Below are 17,767 nucleotides of genomic sequence, written 5' to 3'. Positions count from 1 at the left end.
GGGTTAGGACTACGCGAGGTGGGCGGCGGCGTAGGCGCGCAGAGCGTCGCGGACGAAGGCCGCGCGCTCGGCGCCGCCGTAGTTGGCGGCGAAGCGCTCGTCGGCGACGTACATCTCGCCGAGACCGGTCAGGTACGCCGCGGCTGGAGCTCCCGTCCCGTAGCCGGGCGTGCCGGGGATGGCGGCCAGCCACTCCGCGTGCCGGCGCGCCAGCTCCTGCGCCTCGTCCGAATCGGGCGCGATGCCCGACGCTGCGGCGGCCTGCCAGTCACGGGCCAGGTCCTCCTGCCGGTGCTGCCACTCCCGCCGCTCCTCCGGCGTCTTGCTGCGCCACCACCGGTCGGATGCCGCATAGGCGTCCTTCCCCCAGCGCTGCTCGACCTCCTCCTTGTACTGCGTGTGATCGAACCCGTCGAACATCCGCTCGGCCACGATCTCCTCTCCTTCCTCCACTGCGTGGATCGTCGACTCGACCGACGCGATCTGCCGCGCCAGCCGTTCCCGCTCCGCTTGTAACCACGCCAGGTGGTCGCGCAGGGCGGGGACCGCATCCGTCCGGTCGTCGAGCACGCGGCCGATGGCGTCGAGGCCGAGGCCGAGCTCGCGGAGCAGCAGGATGCGCTGCAGCCGCACAAGGGAGTCGCGGTCGTAGTACCGGTAGCCGTTGCCGCCGACACGGCTCGGCGCGAGCAGCCCGATGGCGTCGTAGTGACGCAGCGTGCGGCTGGTGGTACCGGCGATCCGCGCGATGTCCTGGATGGACCAGTCCATGTTCTCCTCCTCCCTGCGGTGCAGAATCCACGCTAGGAGTTGACGTTACGTCAAGGTCAAGTGTCTTCGACAGTCCTGGATAGAGTGGCCCGGTGACAGGCATCCGCTCGACCGTCAGCGTGGCTCCCGGCATCCTCTTCGTCGAGGGTCCGCTCTCGAACTGGACCGTCTTCACCGGCAATGGCAGCGTCGAGCTCGTCGACTGCGGCTACCCCGCCGACCTGCCGCTCGTGGAGGAATCCATCCGCCGGGCGGGCGCCGACCCCGCGGACCTGCGCCGCATCCTCATCACGCACGGGCACTCCGATCACCTGGGCGCCAGCGCGCGCTTCGCCGAACGCGGCGTCGTGGTCGCCACCAGCGCGGACGAGCTGCCGAACGTGCGGCGCGAGGTCACCGAGCAGGTGACGATCCGCGACCTGCTGCCGTCCATCCTCAAGCGCGGCACCGTGCGCTGGGCGATTGCCGCGGTGCGCGCGGGCGGTCTCCGCGACGTCGGCGTAGCCTCCGCGGTCGCGCTCGAGGGCGACGAGGTTCACCTCAGCACCGGGCACACCCTGCAGCTCGTCGCAGCACCGGGACACACGACCGGAAGCGTGTGCTTCATCGAGCCGGAGTCGCGCTCCCTGCTCTCCGGCGACGCGATCGTCGGCGGCCATCCGCTGCTGCGCGAGAACGGCGAGCTGCAGCAGCTTCCCGGGTTCTTCCAGCACGATGCCGACGAGGCGGCCCGGAGCGCCCAGCGACTCGTCCTGTGCGACGTCGACCGAGTGCTCCCCGGACACGGTCCGATCGTGGAGCTCGCCCGGGCTTAGCGCTTCGCCCGCGCCGGCACCTTCTTCTGCGCCGACCCCGACCCGACGGTCTCGGCCGTGGGCTGTGCCTCCGGCTCGGGGATCGTCGCCGCGACCTGCTCCGGCGTCTGCGTGGGCGCGTCCATCGTGATCGGCACCTCGTGGATGTGGATGCGCGTGTGCGCCTTCGACGCCGGCACCAGCGGACGCCGCGCGACCGGACGCACGGGCTCGCCACGGCGGTCCTGTCCGGGCAGCGGACGGGACCGGCGGCCGTAGATCAGCGACGACGAATCGAGCAGCCAGGGCACCAGCGCGACGGTGACGCCATGGCAGAGCATGAGCTGCTTGCTGATCCGGCGCGCGCGGTGGTTGTGCAGGATGGCCTCCCACCAGTGCCCCACGATGTACTGCGGCAGGTAGACGGTCACGACTTCGGAGCCGTGCTCCTCGCGCCGGTGCTTGAGGTACTTCACCAGCGGCACGCCGAAGTCGCGGTACGGCGACTCGATGATCGTCAGCGGGACGTGGATGTTCTGCTCGATCCACTGGCGCTGCAGCTTCTGCGTGGCCTCCTCCTCGATCGAGACGTGGACCGCCTCGATCGAGTCGTGCCGGGCTGCGATCGCGTAGTCGAGCGCCTTCAGTGCGGGCTTCTGCATCTTGCCGATGAGCACGATCGCGTGGTCGCCGACGCTGCCGAAGGTGGTGACCGGGTCGACCTCGATCTCCTTCTCGACATCCCGGTAGTACCGGTTCACGCCGAGCATGAGGAACCACAGGATCGGCATGAAGATGAAGACGAGGTACGCGCCGTGCGTGAACTTCGTGATCGTCACGACGATGAGGACGATCGCGGTCAGGCACGCGCCGAACGCGTTGATGCAGAGCGACCGGATGATCCCGGTCCGCTCGCGTCCGGTCTGGCCGCCGGACCGCAGCAGCGAGATCCAGTGCTTCACCATCCCGGACTGGCCGAGCGTGAACGAGACGAAGACGCCGATGATGTAGAGCTGGATGAGCTGGGTCAGGTTGGCCTGGTAGACGACCAGGAGCACCGTGGCGGCCAGCGCCAGGATGATCATGCCGTTCGAGTACACCAGGCGGTCGCCGCGGGTGTTGAGCGCCTTGGGGGCGTACGAGTCGCGGGCGAGCACCGAGCCGAGCAGCGGGAAGCCGTTGAACGCGGTGTTCGCGGCGAGCAGCAGGACGACCGCGGTCGCGGCCTGCACGAGGAAGAAGAAGAACGTGTTGTTGCCGAAGGTGGCGGCGGCGATCTGCGCGATGAGGCTGCGCTGCGGTTGGGTGGCGCACTGCGCCCAGCCCTGCAGGTCGCACGGGTTCTCGGCGTAGTGGACGCCGCTGATCAGCGCGATCGCGGTCAGGCCGGCGAACAGCGTGATCGCGATGCCGCCCATCAGGCCGAGGGTGATGCGGGCGTTGCGGATCTTCGGCGTGCGGAACGCGGGGACGCCGTTGGCGACCGCCTCCACGCCGGTCAGTGCCGAACATCCACTCGAGAACGCGCGGAGCAGCAGCAGCACGACGGCGGCCTGCGTCAGCGAGTCGGCGTGGACCTGGTACCCGGCGGACTCGGCGACCGGCGCGTCGCCGAAGACGGTGCGGACCAGCGCGGTCACGATCATCAGCGCGATGCTGCCGATGAAGATGTAGGTCGGAAGGGCGAACGCCTTGGAGGACTCGCGCACGCCGCGCAGGTTGACGGCGGCGATGATGACGACGCAGAGGATGGCCAACTCGACGCGCCACGGCGCGAGGAACGGCAGCGCCGAGATCACGTTGTCGACGCCCGACGCGACGGACACCGCGACGGTGAGCACGTAGTCCACCAGCAGCGCGGAGGCGACGATGAGCCCGGCCTTCTCGCCGAGGTTCTTGTGCGCGACTTCGTAGTCGCCGCCGCCCGACGGGTAGGCCTTCACGAGCTGTCGGTAGCTCAGCACGACGGTGATGAGCAGCACGACGACGGCCGCAGCGACCCACGGAGCGAAGGTGAGGAACGCCAGCCCGCCGAGCAGCAGGATCATCAGCAGCTCCTGCGGGGCGTAGGCCACGCTGGAGAGGGCGTCGGAGGCGAAGATGGGTAGGGCGAGGTGCTTCGGGAGCAGCTGTCCTTCGAGTTTTTCACTCGGAAGCGGGTCGCCGATCAACCAGCGCTTCGGGGATCTCCCCTCATTTGTCACGAGTGGCGAGCATACTCGCTGGCAATGCACTGTCAAGTCGGCGCGTCGCGCGCCGCGGAGCAGCCCCGTCTGCAAACACTGGGGTCCGCACCGCCGACAAGGCGCCGACCGCGGTTTCTCGCGGCACGGCGACCCGGGTGGCCCTCACTGGGAGCCGGATGAGCATTGGCTGACTCTTCTCCGTAAGCCCGCTTTCCGTTCAGGGACGGGCCAGAACCTCGGCGACCGCGCGCCGCACGCGATCCAGCTCGCCCTTGAGGAGCGGGACGGCGTCCGGCGGGAGGGCGCCTCGCGCCGCGTAGGACCGCAGGTCGGTACGTAGTTCCTGACGGAACTCGTTGAGCGCAGCCTCGGCGTCCCTGACGGCAGCGTTGCCGGCCATTCTCGCGTCCCGGTCGGCGTCGCGGGCGTCCTGCCGCGGGTCGACGCGGGTGGCGTTCCGCTTCGCCTCGCGGGCCGCCGAGGCGAGCTCGGCGCGCAGGGTGCGCATGGCGTCGTTGACGCCGGCGCGCACCTCGTCGGCGAGGCGGCGCACCGAGTCGGTGACCTCATCCTCGATCGCGTCGAGTTCCGGACGCCGGGCGGCGAGCTCGGCGCGGCCGGCGTCCGTGATGGCGTAGACGGTCTTACGGCCCTCGGTTGTCTTGGTGACCAGGCCCTCCTCCTCCAGCTTCGCCAGCCGGGGGTAGATGGTGCCCGCGCTGGGGCTGTAGGTGCCGCCGAACCGGTCGGTGAGCGCCTGGATCAGCTCGTAGCCGTGTCGCGGCGACTCGTCGAGCAGGCTGAGCAGGTACAGCCGGAGGCTGCCGTGCGAGAAGACGGGACTCACGCCGTCGCCTCCTGTGCTCCCGTGTCCTGCGTGGCAGTGGCGGCGCTGCGCAGCACAGCGGCGTCTCCCGAGACGGAGTTGACGCTGATCTCGACCCAGGTGCCGTTGAGCGACCCGGCCGTGCCGGTGTACCCCCGGCCCATGCCGCCGACGACGGTCATGTTGTCGAGCTGAACCTTGCCGGACACTGTGTCCACGCGGTATCGCGCGCCGACGGCCTCCGGGATGCGGATGGTCGTGTCCCCCGAGACGGTGTTGACGCTGATCTCGTCCGGGGTGCCGGTGACGTCGATCATGACGTCGGCGGAGACGCCGGCCGCGGAGAACCGGTGGATGGCGCCGGTCGCGGTGACATCGCCCGAGACGGTGTGGGCGACGATGCGGCCGGTGTGGTCGCGGACGGACAGCTCGCCGCTGACCGAGTTGAGCTCGATGTCGCCGGTGAGCCCGTCGGCGACCACGTCGCCGTTGACCGTGCTCAGCCGGGCGTCGGTGGAGAGGCCCGAGACGAGGGCGGTCGCGGAGACGACGCCGAACTTGAGCTCCACGTCGCGCGGGACGAGCACGCTGATGTCGGCCTTGGCGCTCGACCGCATCGACTTGAACACCTCGATGAAGTTGTCCCAGCGCAGCTGCGGGTGGTCGATCTCGAGGCGGTCGCCGTCGATGACGATCTTGAGGTCGCGGCCGGCGACCGAGTGGACCTCGATGCGCGCGCCCGGCTCATCGTGGCCGACGATGTCGACCTGGCCGCCGAGCAGCCCGACCTTCAGGGTGCGGACGATCTCCACGTCGATGGTGCGGCTCTCGCCCGGCTGGATCAGCCACTTCTCCTGTGCCATGTTCTCGTGCTCCTTGTTCTCCGGTCCGTGCCGGGACCGTCGGTGACTCGCGTTATATCGCGACTGTTGACGTGAATCACGATATATCGCGATTCGGTCGCGCACAAGGATTGCGGAGAGGAATCAGGGTCTGCTCAGGGAGGACCCGGAGTGGATGCGCCTCAGCGCTTGAGCCAGGGCTGCAGCATCCGGGTGACGAAGGGCAGCAGCACATACGTCATGGTCGGCGTCAGGCACAACGTGCTGATCAGCACCGTGGCGAGCGGCCACAGCGTGTGCCAGCCCGGGATGAACGTCACCGTCAGGTAGGTGAAGAGGAGCGACAGCGGGAAGAAGCCGAGCCAGATCGTCACCGCCTGCTTCCAGCGTGCCGGAGCGGAGGGGACGCCGGGCTGCGGCTCATCGAACCAGCCCTCGATGCCCGTCCGACGCTCGACGCGGGACACCTCCACGAGCTCGCGGCCCTCGTACAGCCAGTCGGCGCGGTCGTCCGACGCCTCCCAGGCCTCCAGGGTGTCCGCGTCGGCGAAGCGGTACAGCATGTGCCACTCGTCCGAATCGTCGTGGGAGCGCACCCATCCCGAACCGAGGAAGCCGTCGTAGGTGTTGGCGAGGTTCACGCCCGACTGCACCCAGCGGGTGACGTCGGCCAGGCGGTTGCCGTCGACGCGACGGGTGATGGACACGGTGATCGGGAGGCGACGCGCTCGTGGCGCATCCAGCAGAGGCTCTTGTGGAGACATGCCTCCATTGTCTCCGGCCGGCGTTACAAGCGGATTTCGCGGGTCAGCGGCCGCCGATGAGCGGCGGACCCTCGCGGACCACCAGCCGCGGGGCGACCAGGCGGTGCCGTGGATCGGCGACCTCCTCGCCCCCGCGCACCTGACCGCCGTGGGCGCCGGTCAGCAGCTCGAGTACGCCCGCCGCGACCTCATCGAGCTGCTGACCGACGCTCGAGAAGCCGAGCGATGCGGCGACCGGGGTGTCGTCGTAGCCCACCACCGGGATGCGGCCGCCGGTCGCCGTGAGCACGCCCAGCGCGAGGGAGTCGGACGCGCACACCACGCCCTCGATCGGCCCCGCCTCCGTCTCCAGCCGGCGGATCGCCTCGGCGCCGAACGGCACGACGTCCTCGACCGCGGCATCGAGGCGACGCAGCTCGTCGTCGGGGAGACCGCTGCCGTCGCGCATGGCGTCGAGCCAGCCCTCGCGACGGTCGTCACCGGTGCCGGACCCGCTGGGCCAGCCGACGAACGCGATGCGGCGCAGCCCGCGCGAGAGGAGGTACGACGTCGCGTCGCGCACGCCGGCGCGGCCGTCCACATCCACCCAGAGGTGCTGCGGGTCGGTCATGTCGTCGATGCCCCAGGGGCGACCGAAGGTGACGAACGACTGCCCGTGCTCGATCAGCCATTCGGTGCGCGGGTCGCCGTGGAACGTGGAGGTGAGCACGAAGGCGTCGACGTCGGCGGCGTCGGAGAGCCGGCGGAACTGCTCGATCTCGTCGTCGGGACCGGCGGCGGTGAACAGCAGCATGCGCAGGCCCTGCCGGTCGGCCTGCTCGGTGAGTGCGTGCAGAAAGCGGTCGAGGATGCTGCCCGAGATGCCGTCCTGCGTGATCGGATCGAGGCGGATGCCGATGGTCGAACTCTTCTGCGTGCGCAGCCGGCGCGCGGAGGCGTGCGGCCGGTAGCCGAGTGTATGGATGGCGGCCTGGACGCGCTCCCGCGTCTCCGGGCGCACGAGTTCGGGGGCGTTCAGCACGTTGGAGACGGTCTGGCGGGAGACGCCCGCGACGTCGGCGACGTCGCTGACCGTGGGCTGCAGTCCCATCGCGCCCCTCCCTCCTCGGCTGGATATGACCCTAGTGGTCCGCTTGACACCTTCGGAACAGCGCGGTTACTGTGGCACACATCCCGGTTTGATCGTTCAAAGTCACCGTAGCAGTTGTAGATTTGATCGTTCAAACGTCGGGCGGAGACACCACTACGGACCAAAGGAGGTCGGATGCGGGCATCGCTGCAGCGCATCGTGATCTCCCCCATCAAGGAGAAACCAATGCGCAAGATCACATACCGCCGGCTCGCGGCCGGCGCCGTCGCAGCGGCGACAGCGCTCGCCCTGACCGCGTGCGGCTCCGGCTTCGGCGGCGGGAGCAGCGGGGGCGACTCCGGCAAGCTCACGTCCTCCGACAAGGCCCTCACCGTCATGATCGGATCGTCGGGCGACGCCGAGACGAATGCGGTCAAGTCAGCGGTCAGCGACTGGTCGAAGAGCTCGGGCACCAAGGCGAGCGTGGTCGCGGCGAGCGACCTGAACCAGCAGCTGTCGCAGGGCTTCGCGGCGAAGAAGCCGGCGGACGTCTTCTATCTCTCGACCGACGCGCTCGCCGGGTACGCCTCCAACGGCTCCCTGCTCGCGTACGGCGACCAGCTCAGCAACAAGAGCGACTTCTACCCGAGCCTGGTGAAGTCCTTCACCTACGACGGCAAGTTCTACTGCGCCCCGAAGGACTTCTCGACCCTCCAGCTCGTCATCAACACCGACGCCTGGAAGGCCGCCGGCCTCACCGACGCCGACATCCCGAAGACGTGGGACCAGCTCGACGCCGTCGCCAAGAAGCTCACGACCGGCAGCCAGGTCGGCCTCGGCATCTCCGGCGAGTACGCCCGCATCGGCGCCTTCATGGTCCAGGCCGGCGGCAACCTCATGAACGACGACAGCACCAAGGCGACCGCGAACAGCGACGCCAACGTGCAGGCGCTCGACCAGGTCAAGAAGATGCTCAACGGCGGCGAGCTCAAGTACGCCAAGGACCTCGGCGCGGGCTGGGGCGGCGAGGCGTTCGGCAAGGGCCTCGCGGCGATGACGATCGAGGGCAACTGGATCACCGGCGCCCTGAAGTCCGACTTCCCGAACGTCAAGTACACGATCGCCGAGCTCCCGAAGGGACCGGCCGGCGCTGGCACCCTGCAGTTCACCAACTGCTGGGGGATCGCCGCCGACAGCCCCAACCAGGCCGCCGCGCTCAAGCTGGTCGAGAAGCTGACCAGCAAGGGCGACCAGCTCGCCTTCTCGAAGGCCTTCGGCCCGATGCCGTCGATCAAGTCGGCCGCCGACGAGTGGAAGTCGGCCAACCCCGACCTCGTCCCGTTCCTGAACGCCGCGGACTACGCCAAGGGCGTCCCGACGGCCAAGGGCTCGGCGGACGTCGTGACCGACCTCAACAGCAAGCTGGAGTCGCTGGCGACCGGTGACCCGAAGTCGATCCTCGACGCCACGCAGAAGAACCTCGAAGCGCTGCTGAAGTAACCCCTTCGACGGAGAAGAAGAAGAGTCATGTCTGCAACCACGAGTCGGCCTCGTCGCACCGGGATCCGGCGCGGCGAGGCCGCCTCGAGGTGGTTGTTCACCGCCCCGGTCATCCTGCTTCTCGGCGTGTTCCTCGTCATCCCGGTGCTCATGGCGCTGTGGGTCAGCTTCTCCGACTGGGGCGGCCGCGGCAGCCCTTCTCGTCCGACGTGAAGTTCGTCGGACTCCAGAACTACGCGACACTGCTCGGCGGCGGCGGGCTCGCCGAACAGGACTTCGGGATGTCGCTGAAGAACAACGCCTGGTACGTGGTGCTCGTGGTGCCCATCCAGACGGCGGTGTCGCTCGGCCTCGCGGTGCTCGTCAACCGCGCGATCCTCCGCGGGCGCGGTTTCTTCCGCACCGCCTTCTACTTCCCGTCCGTCACCAGCTCGGTGGCGATCACGGTGCTGTGGCTGTTCCTGTTCAGCACCAGCGGAGCGGTAAACAAGGTGCTGTCGTGGTTCGGCATCCACGGACCGAACTGGTTCAACGACCCGAGCGGCATCATCCACAACCTGCTGGCGGCCTTCGGCGTCACCCAGGGCCCGGCGGCGCTGACCCAGAACACGGCCCTGGGCGTCTCCTGGTGGGACTGGCTGGGCGGACCGTCGGTCGCCATGTCGGCGTACATCATCATGGCCGTCTTCACGACGAGCGGCACCTTCATGCTGCTGTTCCTGGCGGCGCTGCAGAACCTCGGCGGCGACATCACCGAGGCCGCGGAGATGGATGGGGCCAACGCCTGGCAGCGCTTCTGGCGGATCACGCTCCCCCAGCTCCGCCCCACCCTGTTCACCGTGCTGACGCTCGGCCTCATCGGCTGCTGGCAGGTGTTCGACCAGATCTACACGGGGACGCGCGGCGCCCCGGGCAAGACGACGCTGACGCCGGCGTACCTCTCTTATCAGACCTCGTTCGTGAACCAGGAGTGGGGCCAGGGCGCCGCGATCGCGTTCATCCTGTTCGTCATCATCGTGGTGTTCACGCTGTTCCAGCGCTGGGTGCTGCGCGAACGGGCGGTGTCCAAGCGGAGGATGCGGCTGTACCAGCCGGCCCTCGCCGCCGGCACGGCCGCGGGCGGTGCGCCCAGCAGCGCGCCCTCCACCAGCGACGAGAACGACCGGAAGGGAGCGCTCCAATGAGCACGACCACTGTGCAGGACGCCGTCTCCGTCTCACCGCCGCCCTCCGCCCCGCGGCCCACCGCACGCCGGCGGAAGTCGACCGGGACGATCGTCGCGACCTCGATCACCTACGCGATCCTCATCGTGCTGGCCGTGATCTACATCATGCCGTTCCTCATCCAGGTCGCCACCTCGTTCAAGACCGACGCCGAAGCCTCGGCCAACCCGGTCTCGCTCATCCCGCAGACCTTCACCACCGCGGCGTACACCAAGCTGTTCCTCAACTCCGACTTCCCCGTCTGGTTCGGCAACACCGCCCTCGTGACGGTCTTCGTCACCGCGGGCCGCGTGTTCTTCGACTCGCTGGCGGGCTACGCGCTGGCCCGGCTCCACTTCCGTGGGCGGACGGTCGTGTTCGCGGCGCTCGTCGCCGTGATGTCGGTGCCGATGGTGGTGCTGCTGATCCCGAAGTTCCTGGTCATCAACCAGCTCGGCATGTACGACTCGTACACGGGCATGATCCTGCCGCTGCTGACGGACGCCGCGGGCGTGTTCATCATGAAGAACTTCTTCGAGTCCATCCCGGCGAGCGTCGAGGAGCAGGCGCGGATCGACGGTGCCGGTACGTTCCGCGTGTTCTGGTCGATCGTGCTGCCGATGGCGCGGCCGGCGCTCATCACGATCATCATCCTGTCCTTCCAGGGGTCCTGGAACGAGCTCGCGCACTTCATCGTCTCGACGCAGAGCCCCGCGCTGACCACGTTGACCAAGGGGGTCGCGGGCCTCGCCAGCGGCCAGCTCAGCCAGGGGAGCCAGTACCCGCTGAAACTCGCGGCGGCGGCGATCATGACCATCCCGGTCGCGGTGCTGTTCTTCGTCTTCCAGCGGCGCATCATGAACTCGAGCGAAGGGGCGGTGAAGGAATGACGGCGAGCGAGCCGACAATCCTCGCGACCTGCGGCGGCCTGAACGCGGGAGGCTGGACCGACTCGGTGTACGGACCGCTCCTCCAGCACGCGATCGCGCTGGCCGAGGTGCGCGGGCGCGCGCCGCGGGTCACGCACATCAATACTGCCGGCGGCGACCAGCGGCACGTCGAGGGTGCCGAGGTCGAGGCGGCCCGGGCTGCGGGGGTGGACGCGACGCACCTGCGGCTCTTCCCGCATCCGAACCTCCCCGACCTCCGCGAGCACCTGCTGAGCCAGGACGTCATCTGGGTCAGCGGCGGGAGTCTCGTGAACCTGCTCGCCGTGTGGCGCGCCCACGGACTGGACCGGCTGCTCGCCGACGCCTGGCGGCACGGCGTCGTGCTCGCCGGCGGGTCGGCCGGCGCGCTCTGCTGGCACGAGGGCGGCACGACGTCGTCCTTCGGCCCCGGCATCTCCGCGATCCCGGACGGGCTGGGGCTCGTCCCCGGCTCGCTCGCCGTGCACTACGACTCCGACCCGAACCGACGCCCGGCGCACCGGCGCGCGATCGCCGACGGCACCCTGCCCGACGGCTACGCGCTCGACGAGGGGACCGGCCTGGTCTACCGCGGCCGCGAGCTCGTCGACGTGGTCGCCGAGCGGCCCGGCGTCTCCGTCTGGCGCGTCGAGCGCGACGGGGACGGTGTGCGCGAGACCCGCGTCCCCGCCCGGGACCTCGCCGAGGAGGCCGCCGCATGACCGCACCGCATCCCACGACCGACGCCCCGGCGTCCCGATCCACCGTCACCGAACACGAAGGCACGACCCCCACGATGACCCAGCCCCTGCAGCCGCTCCTCCACGACAGCGTCGTGGTGCTCACCGCACCCTCCCAGGCGTGGTCGGCCCCCGACGGACGGATCGACGGTCACGGCATCCACGGGTTCTACCACTCCGACCTCCGGGTGCTCGACCGCATCGTGCTGACGGTCGGCGGCGCCGACCTGGAGCACATCGCGACCGCGGGATCGTCCGCCTCGGAGGCCGTCTTCACCGGCCTCGCCCGCGGGATCGACGACGCGACCGCCGACCCGCGCGTCCGCGTCGACCACACCCGGACCGTGCGCTCCGGCGTGCTGGACGAGCGGATCGTCCTGCGCAACGCGCTCGGCTCGTCCCTCCGCACCGTGGTACAGGTGTCGCTTCGCGCGGACTTCTCGCCGATGCAGCAGATCAAGGCCGGGCTGACCGGCAGCGAGCATCCGGTGTCGGTGTCCGCGGACGGTGCTTCGGGCGCGGTGCTGCGCAGCGGCCCGGTGTCGGCGCGACTGTCGGCGCCGGAGGCGCATGTGACGGTCGACGGCGCCGCGATCACGCTGCGGTGGGAGGTCGACGTGCCGGCCCACGCCGAGGTCGCCGTCGGCTGGAGCACCGAGGTGGACGACCCGACCGCGGTCGTCGGCGGCGCTGCGCCGTCGGCGGAGTGGGAGGCGTTCACGGCCGAGACCGGCGACTCGCGCCTGGCGTCGTGGCTGCACCGCGCGCTGGCCGACTTGCAGGCGCTGCGCATGTCGACCGTCGAGCGTCCGGACGACGTCTTCCTCGCGGCGGGAGCGCCGTGGTTCTTCACGCTGTTCGGCCGCGACTCGATCTGGGCGGCCCGAATGCTGCTGCCGCTCGGCCACGAGCCGGCCGCCTCCACGCTCCGCGTGCTCGCGCACTACCAGGGCACCGAGAGCGTCGACGCGACCGCGGAGCAGCCGGGCAAGATCATGCACGAGCTGCGGCCGGCCGCGCTGACCATCCCGGGTGAAGGCGTCGTGCTCCCTCCTCTTTATTACGGGACGGTGGATGCGACCGCGCTCTGGGTGTGCCTGCTGCACGACGCCTGGCGGTGGGGAATGCCTGCGGACGAGGTCGAGGCGCTGCTCCCCCACCTGGAGGCAGCACTGGCGTGGATGCGCGACTACGGCGACAGCGACGGCGACGGCTTCCTCGAATACGTCGACACGACCGGCCACGGCCTGGCCAACCAGGGCTGGAAGGACTCCGGCGACTCCATCCAGTGGCGCGACGGCACCCTCGCCGAGGGACCGATCGCCCTGTGCGAGGTGCAGGGCTACGCCTACGAGGCGGCGATCGGCGGGGCGGAACTGCTCGACGCCTTCGGGCGGGACGGCGGCTCGGCCTGGCGCGAATGGGCGGCCGGCCTGAAGGAGCGGTTCGCGTCCGCGTTCTGGATCGACGACCCGGCGGGCGCCTACCCCGCGGTGGCCTTGGATGCGTCCAAGCGCCGCGTCGACACGGTCACCAGCAACATCGGGCACCTGCTCGGGACCGGCATCCTCGACGACGCGCAGGCCGAGCTCGTCGCCCGGCGCCTCATCTCTCCCCAGCTCTGCTCCGGCTACGGGCTGCGGACGATGTCGACCGACTCGGCTGGATACTGGCCGCTGAGCTACCACGGCGGCAGCGTGTGGGCCCACGACACCGCGATCGCGATCAGCGGGCTGACGCGCGACGGCTTCCGCGTGGAGGCAGGCCTGCTGGCCGACGGGCTCCTCGCGGCAGCGGACGGCTTCGGCTACCGGATGCCGGAGCTGCATTCCGGGGACCCGGCGAGCGAGACCTCCGCGCCCATCCCATACCCGGCGGCCTGCCGTCCGCAGGCGTGGTCTGCGGCTGCGGCGGTCGCCGTGCTGAGCGCGCGGCTCGGCCTGCGCGCGGACGCACCGTCGGGATCCTTCGAGGTCGACCCCGACCCGGCAGCAGGATCCATCCGCGTCCGCGGCCTCCGCTTCGCGGGCGAGTCGCGCGACGTCACCGTCTGACCCCTCCCGCACTCCCGCGAATTGCTCGTCGTTGCGGTCCGGCGCGGCGTGTCGGCCGCAACGACGAGCAATTCGGCGGCCAGGCAGGTGGGGGCTAGAGCTGCGCCATGATCTGGCGCGCGATGATGCGGCCCGCGCGGTTGGCGCCGATGGTGGACGCCTGCGGTCCATACCCGGCGAGGAATATGCGCGAGTCCTGCCAGGATGCGCCCGACGCGACCGTGAGGCCGCCCGCCTTCTCGCGCAGCCGCAGCGGCGCGAGATGACGCAGCTCGGGGCGGAAGCCCGTCGCCCAGATGATCGCGTCGGCCTGCGTGAAGGAACCATCGGGCCAGCGCACACCGTCCGCCTCGATGCGGGAGAACATCCCGCGCTCCACGAGGACGCCGCGCTCGATGCCCGCCGCGATCCGGCGCGTACGTGGCACGCCCGTCCCGCTGACGATGGACGGGAGCGCCTGGCCGTTGCGGGCCGCGGCGTCCTGCATCGCGACGGCGGCGACTCCACCCTCGATGGTGAGCTCGGACTCGTCGCGGAAGTCGACCGGACGCCGGGTCGCCCAGGTCAGGGAGGCCGCGACCTCCTCCAGCTCGAGCAGGAAGCCGATCGCGCTCGTCCCTCCGCCAACGACGACCACCGACTGCCCGGCGAACTCCTCGGCGGACAGGTACGTCGAGGTGTGCACCTGGCGCCCCCGGAAGTCGTTCACGCCCGGGTAGTACGGGACGAACGGCGCACCCCAGGTGCCCGTGGCGTTGACGACGATGCGCGTCGCGGTCTCGCCGGCGGTGTGCTGCACGATGAGGTCGGCGCCGCGGTCGAAGACGCTCGTGACCGTCACGGGACGCTGCACGTCGAGCGCGAAGTGCTCCTCGTATCGCCGGTAGTACCCGGCGACGATGTCGCGCGCGGGAAGGGTGCGATCGGCGGTGTCGAAGCTGAGCCCGAGCTCGGCCATCCCGGGCAGATCGTGAACGTGATGGGCGCTGCCGAGCTTGAGCGCGTCCCACCGGTGCTGCCAGGCGCCGCCGGTGATCGGACCGCGGTCGTAGATGATGAAATCGACCCCGGGAGTCAGCTCGAAACGCCGCAGGTAGTACGCGACCGCGAGACCGGCCTGGCCTGCGCCGATCACCACCACCTGGGTGTCGGTCCTGGTCGTGCTCACGCGCTCATCCCATCACTTCTCGCTGTGCGCGAACTCGGGGTCCCGTGGGGGCCGCATGCTAAACTGCATCCTAGTTTTCATTGTTTCTATCGGATCCCCGGGCGAACATCGCGCGGGCTGGGACCAAAAGGGGGTCACGCATGGGGCGCGGCCGTCAAAAAGCGAAGCACACCAAGATCGCTCGCGAGTTGAAGTCGTTCAGTCCGAACGTGAACTACGACGCGCTGGAGCGCGAGCTGACCGGTCACTCCCACGGCGAAAGCGACCCGTACGACAAGTGGGCCGAGTACGCGACCGATGACGAGGTCGAGTACGAGGACGAAGACGAGGAGACGGGCACCCCGAAGCGCGCCTAGCGCCTCCGGTCCCGCTGAGCGCGATGCGCTCGCATTCTTGCTGCGCATGACGCGTGGGCTCATCCCACGCGCGGGGTGCGGATCGCGGCCGCCCGGACGAGTCCGAGGACGCCGCCGATCCCTCCCGCGGTGATCAGGATGCCGCCGACGAGCATCGCCAGGTTCTGAGCCGCGTTCACGGTCGCCGTCGCGGTGGGCGCCGTCGGGTCGTCCGGCGGCAGCGCGGAGGAGATCGCCGCAGCGCCGGTCGAGCCGCCGCCCGCGTTCGTGGCCGCTGCGGTGGTCGCGGCAGCGGGAACGGCAGGGAGGCGGATGGTGGCCGACGCCGTCGTCACCGCGGTGGACGCGCGCTGCAGCAGCATGAAGAAGCTCGCGGCTGGCGATCCCGGTGCGCGGGCAGGAAGTGCGATGCGGAGCGTGGTGCTCTTCTGGCCGTCCGCCAGGGACACGGTCGTGGCGACGGGCGCGTAGTCGACCCCCGACTGCGCGGTGCCGTCGGCGGTCATCACGTCGACGGTCGCGCCGCCCTGCGCGGCCGGGCGCGAGATGGTGACGAGCACGCTCGTGCTGCCGGCGACGACCGAGTCGGCCGCCACGGCGAGCGGGGCGCCGGCGGCGGTCGCGGTGAAGGCGGCGGTGCCGGTGGAGGCGAGGAGGCCGGAGGCAGTGTCCGGCGTGAAGGTCGCGGTCACGGTGTGCGCGCCCGCGGAGGCCACGGTGAGCCCGGTGCGCGCGACACCGCCCGCCGAGACCGGCTCGGTGACGGCCGGGCCGCCGTCGAGAGCGAACGACACCGTGCCGGTGGAAGGGGCGCCGAGCAGCGGGCGCGTGACCGTCGCCGTCACGTCGGCCGTTCCGCCCGCGTTCACCTGCGTCGGCGCGCTGACGGTGACGGCGGTCGCCGCGGTGCAGGCCGGCGCGGTGTCGAAGCGCGCCTCGGTCGTACCGAGCCGCCAGGCCAGGTCGGGCTCGGCGACCGCGTCCACCGTCAACAGCCAGACGCCGTGATGCTCACCCGGAGCGAAGCTGGAGGGCTGGCCGCGGTCGGCGGCGCCGCCGGTGAGGTCGTTCGTGCCGGATCCCGGGGCGACGGTCACGGCATCGGAGGCCGACGAACGATAGCCGAGGACGACGGTGCGGGAGGTGACGGCGCCGAGGGGCGCATCCTGCACGCAGTCGACGAGCGGGGTGAGCGTGTCGGGAGTCGCGGGAGCCGCGGGCGTTGCCGACGGCGTCGGACCGGGCGTCGGCGTCGGTCCGGGCGTCGGCGTCGCCAGCGCGGGTGCCGCCCCGAGCAGCGCTCCGAAGGCCGCGAGAGTCACCGCGCACGCCAGGCGAAGTCGGGCGTGCGGTCGGCTCACACGCGCAACTCTAGCGGGGTCCGGGACCGATCCGCTCCGACCAAAAAGGGTGACGCGGCGGTGTGTCGCGGGTCAGTCCGCGTACGTGCCGACGAGCCGCACCGCGCCGCCGTCGACGCCCTTCGCACCCTGCTCGAAGCCGGTCAGGTCGCGCGCCGAGGTGGACACCGTCCCGGCCCGCCAGGTCGGGATACCGTCGGCCGTGATCGCCGCGGCCATCGCATCCGCCGCCTCCGGGGCGACGACGGCGAACATCCCGATGCCGAGGTTCCAGGTGCCCTCGCTCGACTCCAGCGTGCTGCCGGCCAGGTCGCTCAGGATGCGGAAGACCGGGGTCGGCGACCACGTCGAGCGGTCGACCTCGACCCACGATCCGACGGGCAGGACGCGGGCGAGGTTGGCCGCGATCCCGCCGCCTGTGACGTGGCTGAGCGAGTGGATCGCGCGGCCGAGGGACGCATCCTGCAGCACGCGCAGCAGCGGCGACGTGTACAGGCGGGTCGGCTCGAGCAGCGCCTCGCCGACGACGCCGCCGAACTCCGCCGACTCGTCGGTGAAGCCGATGCCGCGGGCGGCCAGGATGTGGCGGACGAGCGAGTAGCCGTTCGAGTGGAGGCCCGAGGACGCCATCGCGAGCACCACGTCCCCGTCGCGGACGCGGTCTGCGCCGAGCACGGCATCCGCCTCGACGGCGCCGACCGCCGCTCCCGCGACGTCGTAGTCGTCGGGACCGAGCAGTCCCGGGTGCTCCGCCGTCTCGCCGCCGACCAGCGCGGTGCCGGTCGCCTCGCACGCGCGGGCGATGCCGGCGACGATCGCGGCGATCCGCTCGGGGACGACCTTGCCGCAGGCGATGTAGTCGGTCATGAAGAGGGGACGCGCGCCCACAACGACGATGTCGTCGACGACCATGCCCACGAGGTCCTGGCCGATGGTGTCGTGCTTGTCGAGCGCCTGCGCGATCGCGACCTTGGTGCCGACGCCGTCGGTCGAGGTGGCGAGCAGGGGCCTACGGAAGTCGCGCAGGAACGACACGTCGAACAGGCCTGCGAAGCCGCCGACGCCGCCCAGCACCTCGGGCCCGTGCGTGCGGCCGACGGCCGCCTTCATCAACTCGACGGCCCGGTCGCCCGCTGCGGTGTCGACGCCGGCGGCGGCGTAGGAGGCGGACGAGGAGGCGGTGGAGTCGGTCACCGCTCCATCGTATCCGGGCGCCAGAGGCGTGG

The 17,767-nt window shown here is 70.5% G+C and carries 15 protein-coding genes and 1 pseudogene; 7 read left to right on the top strand and 9 right to left on the bottom strand.

Annotated elements, in window-relative coordinates; genetic code table 11:
- Positions 1 to 9: 9 nt before the first annotated feature.
- On the bottom strand, positions 10 to 771 hold the full coding sequence (locus tag ACRAWB_RS15940) for a MerR family transcriptional regulator (RefSeq protein ID WP_431354211.1): 762 nt from the start codon (positions 769 to 771) through the stop codon (positions 10 to 12).
- 92 nt (positions 772 to 863) lie between these two features.
- Here ACRAWB_RS15940 and ACRAWB_RS15935 point away from each other — a divergent pair, with 92 nt between their 5' ends.
- Positions 864 to 1,586, top strand: a complete 723-nt coding sequence (locus ACRAWB_RS15935; protein WP_431354210.1) for an MBL fold metallo-hydrolase — start codon at positions 864 to 866, stop codon at positions 1,584 to 1,586.
- Here the strand turns inward: ACRAWB_RS15935 and ACRAWB_RS15930 are convergent.
- From ACRAWB_RS15930 to ACRAWB_RS15910, 5 genes are all read right to left on the bottom strand, one after another.
- The gene (locus tag ACRAWB_RS15930) at positions 1,583 to 3,736 is read right to left on the bottom strand and encodes an APC family permease (RefSeq protein ID WP_431354531.1); all 2,154 of its coding nucleotides are present in this window, start codon (positions 3,734 to 3,736) and stop codon (positions 1,583 to 1,585) included. The genes ACRAWB_RS15935 and ACRAWB_RS15930 overlap by 4 nt on opposite strands.
- Before the next feature lie 232 nt (positions 3,737 to 3,968).
- Entirely contained in the window at positions 3,969 to 4,598 is a 630-nt protein-coding gene (locus tag ACRAWB_RS15925; protein WP_363805804.1) for a PadR family transcriptional regulator, read from the bottom strand.
- The gene (locus tag ACRAWB_RS15920; RefSeq protein ID WP_431354209.1) at positions 4,595 to 5,440 is read right to left on the bottom strand and encodes a DUF4097 family beta strand repeat-containing protein; all 846 of its coding nucleotides are present in this window, start codon (positions 5,438 to 5,440) and stop codon (positions 4,595 to 4,597) included. The genes ACRAWB_RS15925 and ACRAWB_RS15920 overlap by 4 nt, the downstream gene beginning before the upstream one ends.
- Positions 5,441 to 5,601: 161 nt before the next feature.
- Positions 5,602 to 6,183 (bottom strand): antibiotic biosynthesis monooxygenase, encoded by a 582-nt coding sequence (locus ACRAWB_RS15915; protein ID WP_431354208.1) that lies wholly within the window; start codon positions 6,181 to 6,183, stop codon positions 5,602 to 5,604.
- Positions 6,184 to 6,226: 43 nt separating this feature from the next.
- Positions 6,227 to 7,273 (bottom strand): LacI family DNA-binding transcriptional regulator, encoded by a 1,047-nt coding sequence (locus tag ACRAWB_RS15910; protein ID WP_431354207.1) that lies wholly within the window; start codon positions 7,271 to 7,273, stop codon positions 6,227 to 6,229.
- A 225-nt stretch (positions 7,274 to 7,498) separates the two neighbouring features.
- On the opposite strand from ACRAWB_RS15910, the gene ACRAWB_RS15905 reads away from it, so the two are divergent.
- The 5 genes and pseudogenes from ACRAWB_RS15905 (at position 7,499) to ACRAWB_RS15885 (ending at position 13,656) form a co-directional block, all read left to right on the top strand.
- Entirely contained in the window at positions 7,499 to 8,752 is a 1,254-nt protein-coding gene (locus tag ACRAWB_RS15905) for a sugar ABC transporter substrate-binding protein (RefSeq protein WP_431354206.1), read from the top strand.
- Positions 8,753 to 8,779: 27 nt separating this feature from the next.
- Positions 8,780 to 9,936: pseudogene (locus tag ACRAWB_RS15900) on the top strand (carbohydrate ABC transporter permease).
- On the top strand, positions 9,933 to 10,844 hold the full coding sequence (locus ACRAWB_RS15895; protein WP_431354205.1) for a carbohydrate ABC transporter permease: 912 nt from the start codon (positions 9,933 to 9,935) through the stop codon (positions 10,842 to 10,844). The pseudogene ACRAWB_RS15900 and the gene ACRAWB_RS15895 overlap by 4 nt, the downstream one beginning before the upstream one ends.
- A complete protein-coding gene (locus tag ACRAWB_RS15890; RefSeq protein WP_431354204.1) occupies positions 10,841 to 11,584 on the top strand; it encodes a Type 1 glutamine amidotransferase-like domain-containing protein in 744 nt (247 codons plus the stop codon). Before ACRAWB_RS15895 ends, ACRAWB_RS15890 begins: the two co-directional genes overlap by 4 nt.
- The gene (locus tag ACRAWB_RS15885; RefSeq protein ID WP_431354203.1) at positions 11,581 to 13,656 is read left to right on the top strand and encodes a glycogen debranching N-terminal domain-containing protein; all 2,076 of its coding nucleotides are present in this window, start codon (positions 11,581 to 11,583) and stop codon (positions 13,654 to 13,656) included. The genes ACRAWB_RS15890 and ACRAWB_RS15885 overlap by 4 nt, the downstream gene beginning before the upstream one ends.
- A 94-nt stretch (positions 13,657 to 13,750) precedes the next feature.
- Here the strand turns inward: ACRAWB_RS15885 and ACRAWB_RS15880 are convergent, their stop codons facing one another.
- Positions 13,751 to 14,824, bottom strand: coding sequence for an NAD(P)-binding domain-containing protein (locus ACRAWB_RS15880; RefSeq protein ID WP_431354202.1), 1,074 nt, complete (start codon positions 14,822 to 14,824; stop codon positions 13,751 to 13,753).
- Between the two features lie 140 nt (positions 14,825 to 14,964).
- Here ACRAWB_RS15880 and ACRAWB_RS15875 point away from each other — a divergent pair, with 140 nt between their 5' ends.
- Entirely contained in the window at positions 14,965 to 15,180 is a 216-nt protein-coding gene (locus ACRAWB_RS15875; RefSeq protein WP_363805818.1) for a DUF3073 domain-containing protein, read from the top strand.
- 59 nt (positions 15,181 to 15,239) lie between these two features.
- On the opposite strand, the gene ACRAWB_RS15870 is transcribed toward ACRAWB_RS15875, so the two are convergent.
- A complete protein-coding gene (locus ACRAWB_RS15870; RefSeq protein ID WP_431354201.1) occupies positions 15,240 to 16,541 on the bottom strand; it encodes a Calx-beta domain-containing protein in 1,302 nt (433 codons plus the stop codon).
- A 72-nt stretch (positions 16,542 to 16,613) separates the two neighbouring features.
- Positions 16,614 to 17,735, bottom strand: a complete 1,122-nt coding sequence (purM, locus tag ACRAWB_RS15865; RefSeq protein WP_431354200.1) for a phosphoribosylformylglycinamidine cyclo-ligase — start codon at positions 17,733 to 17,735, stop codon at positions 16,614 to 16,616.
- Between the last annotated feature and the right edge of the window lie 32 nt (positions 17,736 to 17,767).

Origin of the sequence: Leifsonia poae (assembly GCF_050632865.1) — a bacterium.
Classification (GTDB): domain Bacteria; phylum Actinomycetota; class Actinomycetes; order Actinomycetales; family Microbacteriaceae; genus Leifsonia; species Leifsonia poae_B.
Note: the sequence above shows the minus strand (reverse complement) of the source record. Positions and strands in the feature narration are given on the sequence as shown.

Coding starts and splice junctions, on each gene's coding strand:
- ACRAWB_RS15875 (WP_363805818.1), top strand. CDS start 14,965: ATGGGGCGCGGCCGTCAAAAAGCGAAGCACACCAAGATCGCTCGCGAG.
- ACRAWB_RS15915 (WP_431354208.1), bottom strand. CDS start 6,183: ATGTCTCCACAAGAGCCTCTGCTGGATGCGCCACGAGCGCGTCGCCTC.
- ACRAWB_RS15895 (WP_431354205.1), top strand. CDS start 9,933: ATGAGCACGACCACTGTGCAGGACGCCGTCTCCGTCTCACCGCCGCCC.
- ACRAWB_RS15910 (WP_431354207.1), bottom strand. CDS start 7,273: ATGGGACTGCAGCCCACGGTCAGCGACGTCGCCGACGTCGCGGGCGTC.
- ACRAWB_RS15890 (WP_431354204.1), top strand. CDS start 10,841: ATGACGGCGAGCGAGCCGACAATCCTCGCGACCTGCGGCGGCCTGAAC.
- ACRAWB_RS15920 (WP_431354209.1), bottom strand. CDS start 5,440: ATGGCACAGGAGAAGTGGCTGATCCAGCCGGGCGAGAGCCGCACCATC.
- ACRAWB_RS15885 (WP_431354203.1), top strand. CDS start 11,581: ATGACCGCACCGCATCCCACGACCGACGCCCCGGCGTCCCGATCCACC.
- ACRAWB_RS15940 (WP_431354211.1), bottom strand. CDS start 771: ATGGACTGGTCCATCCAGGACATCGCGCGGATCGCCGGTACCACCAGC.
- ACRAWB_RS15905 (WP_431354206.1), top strand. CDS start 7,499: ATGCGCAAGATCACATACCGCCGGCTCGCGGCCGGCGCCGTCGCAGCG.